The organism is Streptomyces sp. JLBG701 (assembly GCF_058544905.1).
Genome location: NZ_CM178588.1, coordinates 10,972,056 through 10,986,730, shown reverse-complemented (window position 1 = coordinate 10,986,730; position 14,675 = coordinate 10,972,056). Strand labels below are relative to the sequence as shown.

The window sequence follows — 14,675 nt, the reverse complement described above, 5'->3', positions numbered from 1 at the left end:
TGCCGAGGACCCGCCCGTTACGGGCTGACGGGCGGGGATCACAGCCGGGTGGTGAAGGTGCCGTTCGGGAGTTTGTGCAGCCAGCCCCGAGCGGCCGGCTTCGACAGCTTCCCGCGCCGACGGTTGCCTGCGGCTCAGCTCAGCTCCAGTCGTGCACCGTCCGCAGATGCGCCAGGACCGCGAGCACGCGGCGGTTGCCCTCGTCGCTCTCGGGAATGTCCAGCTTCAGCAGGACATGACGTACGTGCGCTTCGACGGTGCGTTCACTGAGCACCAGCCGCCGCGCGATGCCGGTGTTGGTCAGGCCTTCGGCCATCAGCTCGAGCACCCGTCGCTCGCGCTCGGACAGCCGATCCAGCGGGCTGCCGGACGCCGCCTGCACCAGCGTTGCGACGACCGCCGGGTCGAGTGCAGACCCGCCCGCGGCGACCCGGCCTGCGGTGGTGAGGAACTCGTCGACCTCAAGCACCCGGTCCTTGAGCAGATAGCCGAAGCCCGGCCGGCCGACGAGGTCGACCGCGTGCGTCGTCTCGATGTGCTGGGAGAGCACGAGTACGCCGACTCCGGGGTGCCGGTCCTTGATCGCCCGGGCCGCCCGCGTGCCCTCGTCGGTGTAGGTCGGTGGCATCCGGACGTCGACCACGACCAGGTCGGGGATCTCCCGATCCACGACCTCGACCACCGAGTCGCCGTCGCCGACGGTGGCGACGACCTCGTGCCCGCCGTCGACGAACAGCCGCGCGAGCCCTTCGCGCAACAGCACCTGGTCCTCGGCGATCACGGTACGCACGGCAGCTCCGCACGGAGGGTGGTCCCGCAGCCGCGGACGCTGTCGACCATCAGACGGCCGCCGCGCGCGGCGACGCGGTCGGACAGGCCGGTCAGCCCGGACCCGCGCCCCAGGGCCGCGCCGCCCACTCCGTCGTCGGCGACCCTCACGACCAGGGTCGAGTCCTGGCGCGCCACCTCGAGCCGCACCTCCGCCGCGCGCGCGTGTTTGACCGCGTTGGTCAGCCCCTCGCACGCGACGAAGTACGCGGCGGTCTCGACATCGGACGGGAACCGGTCGCTGGGCGCGGACACGACGACCGGCACCGGCGACCGGCTGGCCAGCTCGCGCAGTGCCGGGCCGAGACCCGCCTGCAACAGCGCCGGGCGCAGTCCGTGCGCCAAAGCACGAAGCTCTTCGATCGCAGTGCTGATCTCCACGACGGCACCGTCCAGCGTGCGTCGAGCCTCCTCGGGATGCCCGGCCAGCTCGTGCTGCGCGTGCCGGAGCGCGAGGCCGATCGAGACCAGCCGCTGCTGGGCACCGTCGTGCAGGTCGCGTTCCAGGCGCCTGCGCTCGTCGTCGGCGGCAGCCGCGATGCGAGCGCGGGACTCGTCCACCTGGTCCAGGCGCTGCCGCAGCTCCACCCGAAGACGTGCCATCTCGATCGCGATCGACGCCGCGGCGATGACTGACGGCAGGAGGGCACGGTCCGCGTCGCTGCGCGGGGACCAGACGACCTGACCAAGGGTCGTCCCGCCCCGCTGGACCGCGACGCTTTCGCGATCTCGGTCGACTCCCGCGGCCGGCCGCCCACACTCATCGACGGGAGGCTCGTCGCGTTGCAGGACGAACCGCAGCTCGAGGCTCGGGTCCCGCATCGCCGCACGAAGCGCGTTCGCGACCTCCTCCGGCTCGGCGCGGTCGTGGTGCAGGTCATCTGCGAACCGGGACATCACGCTCAGCGCGTCGTGGCGTTGCGGGCGGAAGCGCCGGTCCACCTGCTCCTGCACGCGATGGTGGAGGAGCTTGAACGTCGCGGCGGCGAGCAGCGTGGCCCCCGCGGTTGCCCACACTGATTGGCGACCGATGACCGCGCCGAGGGCGACGACGGCGCCGGCGTACACCGCGGCGAGAGCTGCCGTCAGCGTGGCGTAGGTGAAGGTCAGGCTGATGACGAGGTCGATGTCGTAGAGCCGGTAGCGCAGGATCGCGACGCAGATGGCGATTGGCCAGGCGGTGACGACCAGCGCCGGGATCACGTGCGTGATCGGTGCGAGCCACCACAACGCGCCCGCGAGCGGCAGCCCTATGGCGAGGGCGCCGCTGGCAAGAACGAACCACTTCAGCTGTAGTCGTTCGACTCCGGTCGTTGTCCGGAACCGGACAACGACGGCGACCAGAGCAGCGAGCAGCGACACCGCCACGAGCGAGAACCCTCCGACGAACAGCGCGCCGGTCGGCAGCCATTCCACGGCGTACGGGTTGTGCCCGGCGACGTACTCGCTGCCGGCGCTCGGGTTGAACACCCAGCCGGGCTCGGCGGCCAGCACCCCGATGACGCTCAGCCCGAGCACCAGGGACCATCGCCTCGCGAGCAGACGTCCCGTTGGGAACAGGAGCAGCACGGCGACCCCAAGCGGCGCCGTCGGTAGCCAGCTCGCGGTCCCCACGAACTCGGCCGGCTGGGCGAGTGGCCAGCCCTCGGCCGCCGCACGCCGCCCCCACCCCTGGGCAAGGTCGCCGCCCAGCGCGTCCGCGAGGCCCTGCGCGGCCAGGAGCCAGCCGATCGCATGCCGGGGGTGGCGGCTGAGGATCAGCGCACCGGCCGCAGTCGTGACACACGCGGACACGGCGAGCAGCAGCGTGTCCCATGCCGGCTCAAGGCCCCAGGACAGCACAACGGAAGCCAGCTCCGCCAGCACAGTGAGTGCGAGCAGCGAGGCGGGAACGGGCCGGAGCCTCGGGAAGGACACGCACAAATCTTCCTGTCGCCACGAGCACCGGCGCAATGGTGGGAGCACTGCACGCGGAATGAGTGCTGGCGCTGATGTGGAGCGCCGTCGGGGGTCCCTACGGTCGAGCAGACCCCTCACCGACGGAGGACCCGATGACCCAAAACACCGCCACGCCGGACGCCGTCGCATCGACCCGGCAGCGTCTGCATCTCGCCCGCATCACCGGGGCGGCCGGCCTGATCACCCTGCTTGTCGTGCTGGGAGTCTCGCTCGCCAACGACTATCAGAGCGCTTCCGTCACCAGTGACGCCGAGGAGACCGTCGCGTTCTTCCGGTCGATCGACGACGCGTTCGGAGCCTTCAGCTCGTTCGCGACCGCGGTCGGGCTGATCGCGATGCTCTGGTTCGCCCTCGGCCTCGCCCTGCTGCTGCGCCGCTACGAGGACGAGCTGCCGTGGCGCTCGGTCTTCCTCGGCGGTGCCGGCGTCGTCAGCGTCGTCTCGGGGCAGATCGCGACGTGGGACGCCGCGGCATTCCGCTCCGACGACATCGACCCGCAGGTGGCGCGCTACGCGTTCGACCTCGGCAACCTGTCGTTCGCGAACGGCTGGGTCGCGGCCGGCGCCGTCGGGATCTGCACGGGTGTCATCGTGCTCAGGACTCGTGACCTCCCGCACTGGCTGGGATGGTGGGCCCTCATCGCCGGTGTCGGCTCGGTGCTCGCGCGGGCGGTCTGGACCGAGGGCTACGCGTTCGTGCCGTTCACCGCGTTCTGGATCTGGGTGGCGGTCTTGTCGGTGGCACTGATGATGGGTCGCTTCGCCGTCACCAGGGCCGAGCGGTGATGCCCAGTCATGGCCCGCGCAGTGGAGCTGAGAGGCCTCACCAAGACCTTCGGTGACTTCCTTGCCGTCGATGACGTCAGCGCCGTCGCGCTCCCGGGGCGAGTGACGGCGTTGCTCGGGCCGAACGGGGCCGGCAAGACCACGACCTTGCGGATGCTGCTCGGGCTCGTGGCGCCGAGCAGCGGCACCGCCACGTTCGACGGGCAGCGCTACAACGAGTTGTCGGACCCGGTCCGCCAGGTCGGCGCCCTGCTCGAGGCGTCCGGCTGCCATCCCGGGCGTACGGCATTGGCCCACCTGCGCATCCTTGCCACCGCGGCCAAGTTGCCGCGGCAGGCGCCCGAGCGGGTCCTCGAGGAGACCGGCCTCGCAGGGGACGCACGGCGACGCGTGGGTGAGTTCTCCCTCGGGATGCGCCAGCGGCTGGGTCTGGCGGCCGCGATGCTCGGTGACCCCTCGGTACTCGTCCTGGACGAGCCGACGAACGGCCTGGACTCTCCGGGTGTGCGCTGGCTGCGGGAGTACGTGCGTCGCCTCGCCGACGAGGGGCGGACCGTGTTGCTGTCCAGCCATGCGCTGAGTGAGGTGGAGCTGACCGCGGACCACGTGCTCGTGGTGGCCCATGGCCGGCTGCTCCGGTCCTCGACGCTCGCCGAGGTCCGTGCCGAGGCCGGGGTCGGTTCCCGCGTGCGGACCCCCGACCCGGGTCGGCTCGGCGCGGCGCTCTCCGCCGCGGGCCATGCCTACCGGCTCACCGACGACGGGCTCGCCGTCGAGGCGCCACCGGAGCGGGTGGGTGAGGTCGCGGCGGCGCACGGCGTGGTGCTGCACGGCCTCGTGGGGACGGCGGATCTGGAGCAGGCGTTCTTCCGGCTCATCCAGGAGGGCGAACACGTCGCGTCACCTGAGTCAGCCCAGGAGGCGGTCTCATGAAGGCGCTCATCCATGCGGAAATGCTCAAGCTGCGGACCACGCGGACGCCGGCGTGGCTGCTGCTTGCGACGCTCGCCCTGGTGGTGCTGGCCGTCGCCGTGAACCTCCCGCAGGCAGGCGACGAGGTGTTTGGGGCCTTGGAACGGGTGCGCAGGTCCTCGATTCCCTCGGCCTGGTAGCGGCGGTACCACGTGTAGTACGCCTGCCGGCTGATCCCGAAGTACCGGCAGGACATCGCGACGTTGCCACTGACCTCTTCGACATGGCGTATCACCGCCAGGCGCCGCTTGGCCTCACGGTCGAGCGGCGGGGTGGGGTTGGACTTCGACATGTGGATCTCCGTAGTGATCAGAGACCCAGGTGTCAACGATGATCGGCAGTTTTGGACAGCCACCGCAACAGGGCGAACGCTGCTTGAAGCGGCATGAGAGAGGCGTGGTCCGCCACCACGGGGGGAGTGACGGGCCACGCCTGCCTCCACGGTGCCATACCCCTCCCTGACGCGCGCGGCCTGCGGGTGAAGTCGTTGCGGAACAAGGCGACTTCGTTCGAGCAGGCCCTTCACGCACGGGGCCCACCGTTCAGAGCAGGCGCATAACGCCGACGACCTTGCCGAGGATCTGCGCGTGGTCGCCGGGGATCGGCTCGTAGGCCCGATTGCGGGGCATGAGCCACACCTGCCCGTCCTGGCGGCGCAGCACCTTGACGGTGGCCTCGTCGTCCAGGAGGGCGGCGACGATGTCTCCGTGGTCGGCGCTGTCCGTCTTGCGTACGGTGACGATGTCGCCGTCGCAGATCGCCGCGTCGATCATGGAGTCGCCGGAGACGGTCAGCGCGAACAACTCGCCGTCGCCCACGACCTGACGGGGCATGCAGTAGACGTCCTCGACCATCTCCTCGGCGAGCAGGGGCGCGCCGGCGGCAATCCGCCCGACGAGCGGCACGGCAACCAGGGCTTCGCTCCTGTCCCCCAGGTCGGGTGCCCACGAGGGACGCACACGGTACGCGCGGGGAGTGTGCGGGTCACGGTAGACAACACCCTTGCGCTCCAGAGCCATCAGCTGATGGGCGACCGACGACGTACTCGCAAGATCGACAGCCTGGCCGATCTCCCGCATCGACGGCGGGTACCCCTGCCGGTCGACCGCCAGCGCGATGCAGCGGACGATGGCCGCCTGGCGGGCCGTCAGATCCCCCTCAGCGGCCCGCGCACCCGGGGGACGGCCCCGACGGGCGGGCACGGCTTTCTCCATCCGGGACACCTCCATGCAAGATCACTCGCAATGACCCTAACCCGCCCCGCCCCACAAATGGAACACCTAGTCGAATCCCCGAAGTCCGGGAGGCGGGTGTCCCGTCTCAGATGATCCGGTTCTGTGTCCGTGGCCACCGGACCCTGGGCGTGTGCCGGCACCGTGTGAGCGGCATGCGCCGGGCCGAGCCCTGAACGGATCACGGCCGCCCCAGCCGGCCCCGCGCACCGTACCGGCCGCGCCCAGCCGAACACGCGGACGGCCAGCCCACGTCACCAGGGGCCAGGGGCCGGGGGCCGGGGCGGTGTTGAACTCGCGAGGGCTGTCACAGGGGGAACCGCTCCGGGCGGAAGTCCGCAAGCAGCTCGTCTCTCGTCCCGCTGAGGATCTCCGAAGCGAGCAGCCGGCCGATGACCGGCCCGAGCGTGATGCCACTGTGGGAGACGGCCTCGTAGTAGCCCGGCACCGACGGCACCGCTCCCACCGAGGGGAATCCGTCGGCCGGGATCGGACGGAAGGCCACCCGGGTCTGCGCGACGCGGGAGTCGCCGAGATCGGCAACGACGTGCCGCGCCGATGCGTGCAGCAGCCGTGCCAGTTGCGCCGGGTCTTCGCCAGTGTCGATGAGTGCGTCGATCTCGCGGCTGTGGAGGACCATCGACGCGTCCGAGTCAGGACGGATCTCGATGTGCGGCGCGTGCACGGCCCGGTGAACGGGAAGCTGGGCACAGTCGATCCGGGTGACGACGCCGGGTTCCCGGCGTATCGGCAGCTGCCGTGCGATGAGAGCGGCGACCTGGGAGGCGGCAGGGCCTGCCGCGTTCACGACGACGTCGACGTCCAGACGGCTCCCGTCGGACAGAACAACCCTCCGGACGCTCCCGTCGCCACCGGTGCCGATGTCCGTGACCGCGGTGCCCGACCGGAGCCCGGCACCGGACGCGACGGCCTGGCCGACCAGGCGGCCGACGAGATGACGCCCGTGCACCCAGGCCTCGTCCGGGTAGAACAGCACCGGAACCTCGCCGGGCATCCTGAGAGCAGGCTCCAGGCGGCGCGCCTCGGCCCCCGTGGACACCTCGACCCGGTAACCCCAGTCGGCCAGCAGCCCAGCCGTCTCCAGGAACCCCGCCTCCACCACGGGATCGTCCGCCCACCGCAGGTGGCCGCCTGGAAACCACCACGAGTGCGGCCCGATGACCGCGGCGAGCTCACGGTGGGCTGCCATACCCGCGACATTCAGGTCGAAGTAGGACCTGCGCACGGTCTTGTTGCTGGCATTCACCCACGAGAAAGACCAGTTGGTGACACCCTCACCCGGGCGGCCGGCGTCGATGAAAACCACCCGGGCGCCGCGCCGGGACAGATTCCAGCCCACGCTGGCCCCCACAATGCCCACCCCGACGACAGCAACACGTACAGCCCCCTCCACAGACCCCACCCCCACGAACGCCCCCCACCCCAGACCACCGGTGAACACCCGCTTCCAGCATGCAAGCACGCCGAACAGCCAGCGGGGAACGGTCGCTGCCCTTCGGGTTCCGGCACAGATCCTGGGGAGCGGTCGCGGAGGATCACCGCGGTGGTCGATCAGGCCCTCGGGGAGCTACTTTTCACCTCGTCGCAGCTGTGGCGGGAGGGCCCTCTCGTAAGCCCGACAGGGCGTCGCAAGCAAGGAGTTGAATGTGGACTTAACGGACGCGCAGGACACGGCCACGAGGCTGCGGGCGATCAGCGACGAGCTGTCGGACCGTTTCTACGAGCGGGCCGACGTGGTGCGGACGCTGGTGGTGACGCTGCTGGCCGGGCAGCACTCGCTGGTGCTCGGCCCGCCCGGAACGGCCAAGTCCGAGATGGCCCGGGAGCTCACCGGCAGGGTCGAGGGGGCGGCCTACTGGGAGATCCTCCTGTCGAAGTTCACCGCACCGACCAGGATGTTCGGCCCCATCGACGTCGCCGCCCTGGCCCGCGGCGAGTACCGCCAGGTCTACGACGGACGCGCCACGACCGCGCACATCGCGTTCATCGACGAGATCTTCAAATGCTCCACCGCGGCACTCAACGAGACACTCGGCTACCTCAACGAACGGATCTACCACCCCGAAAGCGGCGGCCAGCCGATCCACTGCCCCCTCATCGGCGCCATCACCGCGAGCAACGAACTCCCCAGCGGAGACGATACGGCCGCCATCTACGACCGGCTGCTGGTACGGATCGAGGTCGGCTACCTCGAAGACCCCTCCAACTTCGCCGCACTGGTCCGCTCCGCCGTCAGCCGCCCCGCAGCCCCGGCCCGGACCACCATCGAACTGGCCGCGCTGCAGCACGCCGTGACCCAAGCCGTCCCGGCCGTCGACGTCCCCGACCTGATCGTGGACGCGGTGTGCACCCTGCGGGCCGCCCTGCGCCGCAAGGAACTCCACGCATCCGACCGCCGCTGGCGCCAAGCCGTGAGCCTGCTCCAGGCCTCCGCCTACCTCGACGGCCGCCCCGCCGTCACCGAGAACGACCTGTCCGTGCTCACCCACGTGCTGTGGGACTCCCCCGCCCAGCGCCCGGCCGTCGAACGCGAGGTACTGCACCTGGTCAACCCCGACGCCAAGGAGGCCCTCGACCTGGCCGACACCATCGACGAACTGGAAGCCCAACTCGACGCCATGGCCGGCCAGTCCCGCGAGGCACTGAGCGAATGGGTCATCAAAAAGGCCCACAACCAGCTCGCCACGGCCGGGACACGGCTGGAGAAACTGCGCCAGGAGGCCGCGAGCGCCGGCCGCTCCACCGCCGCCATCGACCGGGTCACCGGCCGGCAACGCGCCGTCCGCGCCCGCGTCCTCACCGAAGCCCTCGGCATGGACGCCAGCATGCTGCAGACCCAGCCCTGAACACCGGACAACACCTCGAACACCGCGACAACGCCTCGAACGCCGGGATGACTCTTTGAACACCGGGACGACTCTTTGAACACCGGGACGACTCTTTGAACGCCGAGGCAACGGGGACGGGGCAACGGCCACAGGAGGAAGGATCAGGCACATGGGCGAAACACCCGGCACGCTCGACGACCTGGCACGCCGGGCCGGGAAGCGGCTGAGCCCGACCGCCACAGCTCCCGAGCGGCACACCGCGGCCGTGGCCGCGGACCGGTTCGACCAGATCACATGGCGCGACACCTACCAACAGTCCGCCGCTCTGCGCGAGCTGGCCGGGGAACTGACCGAGCTCTACGACCACTCCACCGCCGGCCTCCTGACCACCGCCGACCTCCTGACCGACGTATTCCTGGCCGCCTACAAGGTCCGCCCCCATGTGCGCGAGCCCTCGGAAATGGACACCTCCCGGCTGGTCAACCACCAGATCGTCACCTCGCTCATGGCGTCACCGGAGTTCGCCGAGTTGCACCGACAGACGGCAGGCGATCCCTACGCCGCCGCCATGGCCGTACTCGCCCAAGCCACCGCGCTACGCCGCATGCTGGAGCACTCCCGGGCCGCCCGGGAACAGGCCGAGCAGGCGAAGAAAGCACAGCAGGACGCCGAAGACGCGGCGACCGCCGTGGGCAAGGCACTCCAGCAAGCTGGCGACGAGACCGGCGGGACCGACGAGGACCGCACCGTGCCGGCCCCGGCCGCCGCCGAGGCCGTACAACAGGCGATCGAGACAGCCGAGACCGCTGAGCACTCTGCGCGGCAGGCCGCCCAAGCCGCCGCGCAGGCCCTCGCGGCGGCCGTCCCTGGTATCCGTGCCAGCGCGCGGAACGCGGCGGCGCAGGCCGCCGAGGCTCTTCGGGAAGAAGCCGCGCTGATGCGGGCATGGGGCGTTGGGCCAGGCCGGCTGGAGCGGATGCCGTTCGACCAGCGCGCCCATCTCGCCGAGCGACTGCGCACCAGCCGCCTCGCACAGTGGGCCGAACTGATCGGCCGTTTCCGGCAGATGGCCGACGGCGAGCGCGCCCGCAAAGTGGAGAACACCACCGGAGAACTGGTCGGCGTCACCCTCGGCAACGACCTCTCCCGCGTCATCCCCTCCGAACTGGTGGGCCTCGGCCTGCCCGAACTGCGTGCCGTCTTCGCCGCACGCTACGCCGCCGGCCAGCTGATGCTCTACGACAGCCAGGGAGAACAGGCCACCGGCCAGGGCGCCGTCATCGCCTGCGTCGACACCTCACACTCCATGTACGAGGCAGGGCCCGGCAACGTCACCCGGGAGGCGTGGGCCAAGGCGTGCGCCCTGGCCCTGCTGGACCAGGCCCGCCACGCCGGACGCGATTTCGTCGGCATCCTCTTCTCCGCCGCCGACAAACTCCAGATTTTCCGCTTCCCCGCCAACCAGCCCGCCGGCATCACCCACGTCCTCGACTTCGCGGAAACCTTCCTCGGCGGCGGAACCAGCTACCAGACGCCGCTGTCAGCGGCCGCGAGACTGCTGGAGGAGGAGTTCAACGACACCGCCCGCACACGCGGCGACATCGTGATGATCACCGACGACGACTGCGGCATCACCCAGGAATGGATGCGCGGCTGGAACGACGCCAAACACCGGCTGGGCTTCCGCGTCTTCGGCGTGGCCGTCGGCACCCCCCGCACCGCCGAAGCCGACTCCGTCCTTCAAGCCCTGTGCGACAACCTCCGCTCCCTCGAGGACCTCACCGACGTCCACGCCGCCGCCGACCTCTTCCGCCTGATCTGACCCCACCCCCACAACCCTGACACAAGAGAGGAACCACTCCACCGCGCACAGAAACAGGACGACGGCTGTACAGACACTTCCGACACACCCCCAGGACAGATCCCGAGCATCCGAGCCCGTTCAGCGGACTGCTCCAGCAGGGCTCGTGTGTGTCGGTAACAGCTCATTGAGCCGTTACCGACATCGGTATGCTGCCGGGAAAAAAGCGGACGTCCTTGGCAGCGTCAACCGACTGTCCTTACGCGCGGGCCCGGGAACCAGCGTCCGCCGCCTCCGGCCGGGCCCCGCAGCGGTATCGCGCACCCTGGCAGCTGCCGGTCGGGCCGACTACCCCTGAACCTCGGCGGCTTCCGTTTGGTCTCGGATCGCCGATGCGAAGTCGAGTAGTGCGTACGCGACGGCCGCGAGGCCCTCCCCCATCGCGTGGGTCAGGTCATGGCCCAACCGCGGCAGCCCGGGCCCGAACCTCCCCGTGGTGGCCTGGTGCCTCGAAGACGCATCTGTGACGCGCGCCGGGTATTGGGTCAGCCGACCGGGGCGGTACGGATGGCGGCGATGTCGAGTTGCAGGCGCACCTTCTCACTCACCATGGCGCCGCCGTCGGCCAGTCTGTTGCTGTAATGCAGGCCCCAGTCGGAGCGGTTGATCGTGGTGGTGCCGTCGAAGCCCACCCGCTGGTAGCCGAAGGGATCGGTGACGTAGCCGATGTAGGTCAGCTCCAGCGTTACGGGGCGGGTGGTGGCCTTGATGGTGAGGTCGCCGGTCATGCGGTAGACGTCGGCACCGGCCAGTTCCACGGCGGTGCTGGTGAAGCGCATACGCGGATAGGTCGCCGCGTCCAGGAAGTCGCGGCCCACCAGGTGGGCGTCGCGCTGTTCCACGTCGGTGTCGACGCTGCCGGTGGACAGTGTGATCTCGGCCTGCGAGCGGGCCGGGTCGCGGCCGTCGAAGTAGAGGCGGCTTTGGTAGTGCGTAAAGGATCCACGCACCGTGGTCACCATGGCATGCCGCACCGAGAAGCCGATCCTGCTGTGGGCGGGGTCGATCACCCATTCCCCGGTCAGGGCCGCCAGAGTGGGATCCGGCAGGACCGCTGTCGCGGCAACCGGCGCTCCGGCAGGGGGCAGAGGAGGCGCGGCGGGCTCCGGGCGGCGCAATGAGGCGCCACGGCTGAACAGATTCATGATTCACGTAATTACTGCACGGGAATTGCTGTCGCAAGCCGTCATCGGGCGCCGGGGCTTTCCCCACCCGCACCCCGCACAGTGGCCATTTCTCGCACATACGAGGGGAACAGAAAATCCACATCTTCGCCCGCACGGCACCCGTGAAGCAGAAGGGGGAATCGGCCCACCGCACGCTGGCCCGCCCTTCCGCGACGCCGGCGACTCAAGGACCTTGAATGCGAGTGTCGTCATGCTGGGGGCGCAGATGTGGCGCACCCCGTTTCCGGTCAGATCTGCCGCAACGGCTCGCACGTGTCCGCGCCGATACCGAACGGCCAGGCTCTCCCCCACGTGCCATACGTGTCGTCGCCCGTGGAACGGGCGTGACGCAACAGGCGTACAGCTCGAACCCGTCTGCGCGGCTGAACGCCGGACCATCGCCCTGGTCCAGGCGTCCCGCGTCGCGCGCCACGGCGGTCAGGCCGACCAGGGGGTTATTGTTCCCTGAAGCCGATCCTGCTCGCGTGCCCCGCCGCGACGGCTGTCCGCGCCGGCGTTGGTTGGTTGGGCATTGTCACCGGAGGCTGGTCACCACTAGGTTCGAGCCGCTGACGTTCCAGCGACAGGGGATGCGGAGCCTGGGGTGGCACTGCTGGACACACTGCTGACAACGGCCGTCGGGGCGCTGTCCGCCACGATCGGGGTCCTGGTCGGCGGCATCGTCACGCACCGGGCCCAGGACCGGCAGTGGCTGCGGGACAAACAGCTGATCGCCTACCAGGAACTGATCAGCCACTACGCCAAGTTCACCATGACACTCAGCCGCGCCCATGGCGGCCGACAAGGATGGGACTACGACTGGAGCGAATGGAGCGCAGCTCTGACCCGCGCCAGCCTCGTCGCCCCCGCGTCCGTCGCGGCGGAGATCGACAACTTCACCGAGGCCATCGGCACCTTCCTGGACCAGGTGGCGCGTGACCCGGCGCGCGACCCGGCGCGTGATCCGTTGAGCGCGGAGGAGTTTGCCCAGGCCAACCGTGCGCCCGCCCAGGCGCAGGTGAGGTTGGTCAACGCCATACGACGGTCACTGAGCAAAGACCAAAAGAGCCTGCCCTTCTGGATGGGCGGATCCCTCGCGGGCCGTCCCGACGACACCTGACAGAACCATGCCGCCTCCAGCAACTTGACCGAAGTGGCCGGACCCGAGGTCCTCCAGCAACTGGAGCGCCACCGCTCCCACAAGCTGCCCGTTGGATCACAACGCGCACGCAGCACTCAACGCCTCGACCAGCACAGCTACTTCGCTCCCGACGATGCAGATGCAGTGGCCGACCCCTTCACCCCGGTGGTGTCGCCCTGCTGGGCGGCGCCCTCTCGCCGTCGGCTTTGCCTCTGTCCGGGCACTGACACTCATGTCGCGTAACATCCCGTGAGACAACCGAGGGACCTGAACCGCGGGTGATCGCACTGGTGGGCGGCCGGTTGCTTGGTCGTATTCGGTTGCCTTCAGCCAGGTTGGAAGAAAGCGAGCATTTTCCGGCCGGCGTCCGGCGACATGAGCATTTCCTGGATGCGCGCGGACTGCCGACCGACGGCGCTGGTGCGTTCGAACATCTCGCGTTCGTATTCCTTGACGGCGGCGGGACAGTCGTCCGGGTGAGCGGCCAGTGTGAGGCCGAGCAGGGCGCCGTCGAGCAGCGCCATGTTGGCGCCCTGCCCCACCGGCGGCATCAGGTGCGCGGCATCGCCGAGCAGTGTGACGTCTGGCGTCGACGGCCAGGTCAGACCGACCGGGAGTGTGGTTATCGATCGCCTCCAGACGGTGTCGTCGCAGGCGGCGATCAGTGCGGTGAACCGTGAGTCCCAGCCGGTGAACAGCTCGATCAGCCGCACCCGGGCGGCGGCTGGGTCGTCGAACGGTATCCCGCTGGTCGCGAACCAGTCCTCTGCGGTGTTGTAGAAGCTGACGTAGATGCGTACGCGGCCGTCGCCGTTGCGCTGTGCCGAGAGGGATTGTCCGTTGCCGAGCACCCAGTAGTTGCCGCGCCCGACCATCGCCGCGAGGTCTGGGTGGGTGCGGTCGATGTCGGGAATGCCGAGCTCGACGGCGTTTTGACCGGTGTGTGCCGGGCGGGCGTCGGTGAGCAGTGCGCGGACCCGGGAGTCCGCGCCGTCGGCGCCGACCAGCAGGTCATACGTCGCGCTACTGCCGTCGGCGAAGTGCAGCAGGCCGTTGTCGGCAGATTCGAACGCGCGCCCCCAGCGAACCGCGTGTTCGGGGAGGGAGTCCAGCAGCAGGTTGCGCAGATCGGCGCGGTCGACCTCGGGTCGTTCGAGCGGGGCGTCGTCGGGCGTGTCCTCCTGTAGCAGCAGGGTGCCGTCCGGCTCGAGAAGTCGCAGGTCCTGGCCTTCACGACGGGCAATCGCATGGAACTGGTCGATCAGTCCGGCCTCGCGCAACGCCCGCTGCCCGGTTCCGGAGTGCAGATCGAGCATGCCGCCCTGACCGCGCGCGCCGCGCGACGATTCCCGTTCGTAGACGACGGCGTCGATGCCGTTCATGTGCAGTACACGGGCAAGGGCCAGGCCGCCGAGCCCGGCGCCGACGATGGCGATGGTTGTGGCTGTGGTCGTGGTTGTAGTCATGGTCGTGGGTGCCTCCGATTCGGCGTGTTACCTGTTCGCGGGAGATCGACCCGTAGTGCGCGGGGGCCACCACCGGCGGGGCGCCGTACGCGATCCCGGACTCGCCGATCGCCTCGGCCCGTTCGGTGACCAGGTCGTTTCAGCCGGGCGGTGAGCCGCTCGGCAGGCCCGCGGGAGTCGGCGAACACGATCGTCGACCGACGTTCGCCGTCCGGCGGCGCCCGCGGGTTGCGCTCAGCGTCCACTGGCGGCGCCTTCAGCGGCGACACATGCGGCGACAGGCAGCATGCCGGCGGATCCGCCGGCGCCGGGCCGGTGGCCGGCCGGTGCGGTGCGCGGAGAAGCACGGCCGACCTCATGCCGAAGCCGCTTGGCGCGACTACCAGCGCCCTGCCAGGCGCCGCGCTGCGCCTTGG

General features: G+C 70.0%; 12 protein-coding genes and 1 pseudogene. 6 read left to right on the top strand and 7 right to left on the bottom strand.

Annotation, left to right across the window (positions count from 1 at the left end; translation table 11 throughout):
- Positions 1–139: 139 nt before the first annotated feature.
- Entirely contained in the window at positions 140–790 is a 651-nt protein-coding gene (locus tag AC5DRG_RS50280; RefSeq protein WP_491807065.1) for a response regulator transcription factor, read from the bottom strand.
- The gene (locus tag AC5DRG_RS50275; RefSeq protein ID WP_491807064.1) at positions 778–2,745 is read right to left on the bottom strand and encodes a sensor histidine kinase; all 1,968 of its coding nucleotides are present in this window, start codon (positions 2,743–2,745) and stop codon (positions 778–780) included. The genes AC5DRG_RS50280 and AC5DRG_RS50275 overlap by 13 nt, the downstream gene beginning before the upstream one ends.
- A 134-nt stretch (positions 2,746–2,879) precedes the next feature.
- Here AC5DRG_RS50275 and AC5DRG_RS50270 point away from each other — a divergent pair, with 134 nt between their 5' ends.
- From AC5DRG_RS50270 to AC5DRG_RS50260, 3 genes are read left to right on the top strand one after another with little or no spacing between them, the layout of a single operon-like run.
- Positions 2,880–3,572 (top strand): DUF4386 family protein, encoded by a 693-nt coding sequence (locus AC5DRG_RS50270; protein WP_491807062.1) that lies wholly within the window; start codon positions 2,880–2,882, stop codon positions 3,570–3,572.
- A 9-nt stretch (positions 3,573–3,581) separates the two neighbouring features.
- Positions 3,582–4,505: an ATP-binding cassette domain-containing protein gene (locus AC5DRG_RS50265; protein WP_491807061.1), complete on the top strand. Its 924-nt coding sequence runs from the start codon at positions 3,582–3,584 to the stop codon at positions 4,503–4,505.
- Positions 4,502–4,684 carry a hypothetical protein gene (locus tag AC5DRG_RS50260; protein ID WP_491813403.1) on the top strand — a complete coding sequence of 61 codons (183 nt, stop codon included), beginning with the start codon at positions 4,502–4,504 and terminating at the stop codon, positions 4,682–4,684. Before AC5DRG_RS50265 ends, AC5DRG_RS50260 begins: the two co-directional genes overlap by 4 nt.
- Here the strand turns inward: AC5DRG_RS50260 and AC5DRG_RS50255 are convergent.
- From AC5DRG_RS50255 to AC5DRG_RS50245, 3 genes and pseudogenes are all read right to left on the bottom strand, one after another.
- Positions 4,639–4,836, bottom strand: a pseudogene (locus AC5DRG_RS50255) (helix-turn-helix domain-containing protein); the annotation flags it as partial. The gene AC5DRG_RS50260 and the pseudogene AC5DRG_RS50255 sit on opposite strands and share 46 nt — an antisense overlap.
- A gap of 250 nt (positions 4,837–5,086) precedes the next feature.
- Positions 5,087–5,758, bottom strand: a complete 672-nt coding sequence (lexA, locus tag AC5DRG_RS50250; RefSeq protein ID WP_491807060.1) for a transcriptional repressor LexA — start codon at positions 5,756–5,758, stop codon at positions 5,087–5,089.
- A 325-nt stretch (positions 5,759–6,083) separates the two neighbouring features.
- Positions 6,084–7,190 (bottom strand): NAD(P)/FAD-dependent oxidoreductase, encoded by a 1,107-nt coding sequence (locus tag AC5DRG_RS50245; protein ID WP_491807059.1) that lies wholly within the window; start codon positions 7,188–7,190, stop codon positions 6,084–6,086.
- Between the two features lie 253 nt (positions 7,191–7,443).
- On the opposite strand from AC5DRG_RS50245, the gene AC5DRG_RS50240 reads away from it, so the two are divergent.
- Positions 7,444–8,643, top strand: coding sequence for an AAA family ATPase (locus tag AC5DRG_RS50240; RefSeq protein WP_491807057.1), 1,200 nt, complete (start codon positions 7,444–7,446; stop codon positions 8,641–8,643).
- 151 nt (positions 8,644–8,794) lie between these two features.
- Positions 8,795–10,447, top strand: a complete 1,653-nt coding sequence (locus AC5DRG_RS50235; RefSeq protein ID WP_491807055.1) for a VWA domain-containing protein — start codon at positions 8,795–8,797, stop codon at positions 10,445–10,447.
- 524 nt (positions 10,448–10,971) lie between these two features.
- Here AC5DRG_RS50235 and AC5DRG_RS50230 read toward each other — a convergent pair.
- Entirely contained in the window at positions 10,972–11,631 is a 660-nt protein-coding gene (locus AC5DRG_RS50230) for a YceI family protein (protein WP_491807054.1), read from the bottom strand.
- 625 nt (positions 11,632–12,256) lie between these two features.
- Between AC5DRG_RS50230 and AC5DRG_RS50225 the strand changes: the two genes are divergently transcribed.
- Positions 12,257–12,772, top strand: a complete 516-nt coding sequence (locus AC5DRG_RS50225; protein ID WP_491807053.1) for a hypothetical protein — start codon at positions 12,257–12,259, stop codon at positions 12,770–12,772.
- 347 nt (positions 12,773–13,119) lie between these two features.
- Here the strand turns inward: AC5DRG_RS50225 and AC5DRG_RS50220 are convergent, their stop codons facing one another.
- Positions 13,120–14,259, bottom strand: coding sequence for an FAD-dependent oxidoreductase (locus AC5DRG_RS50220; RefSeq protein WP_491807052.1), 1,140 nt, complete (start codon positions 14,257–14,259; stop codon positions 13,120–13,122).
- Positions 14,260–14,675 lie beyond the last annotated feature (416 nt).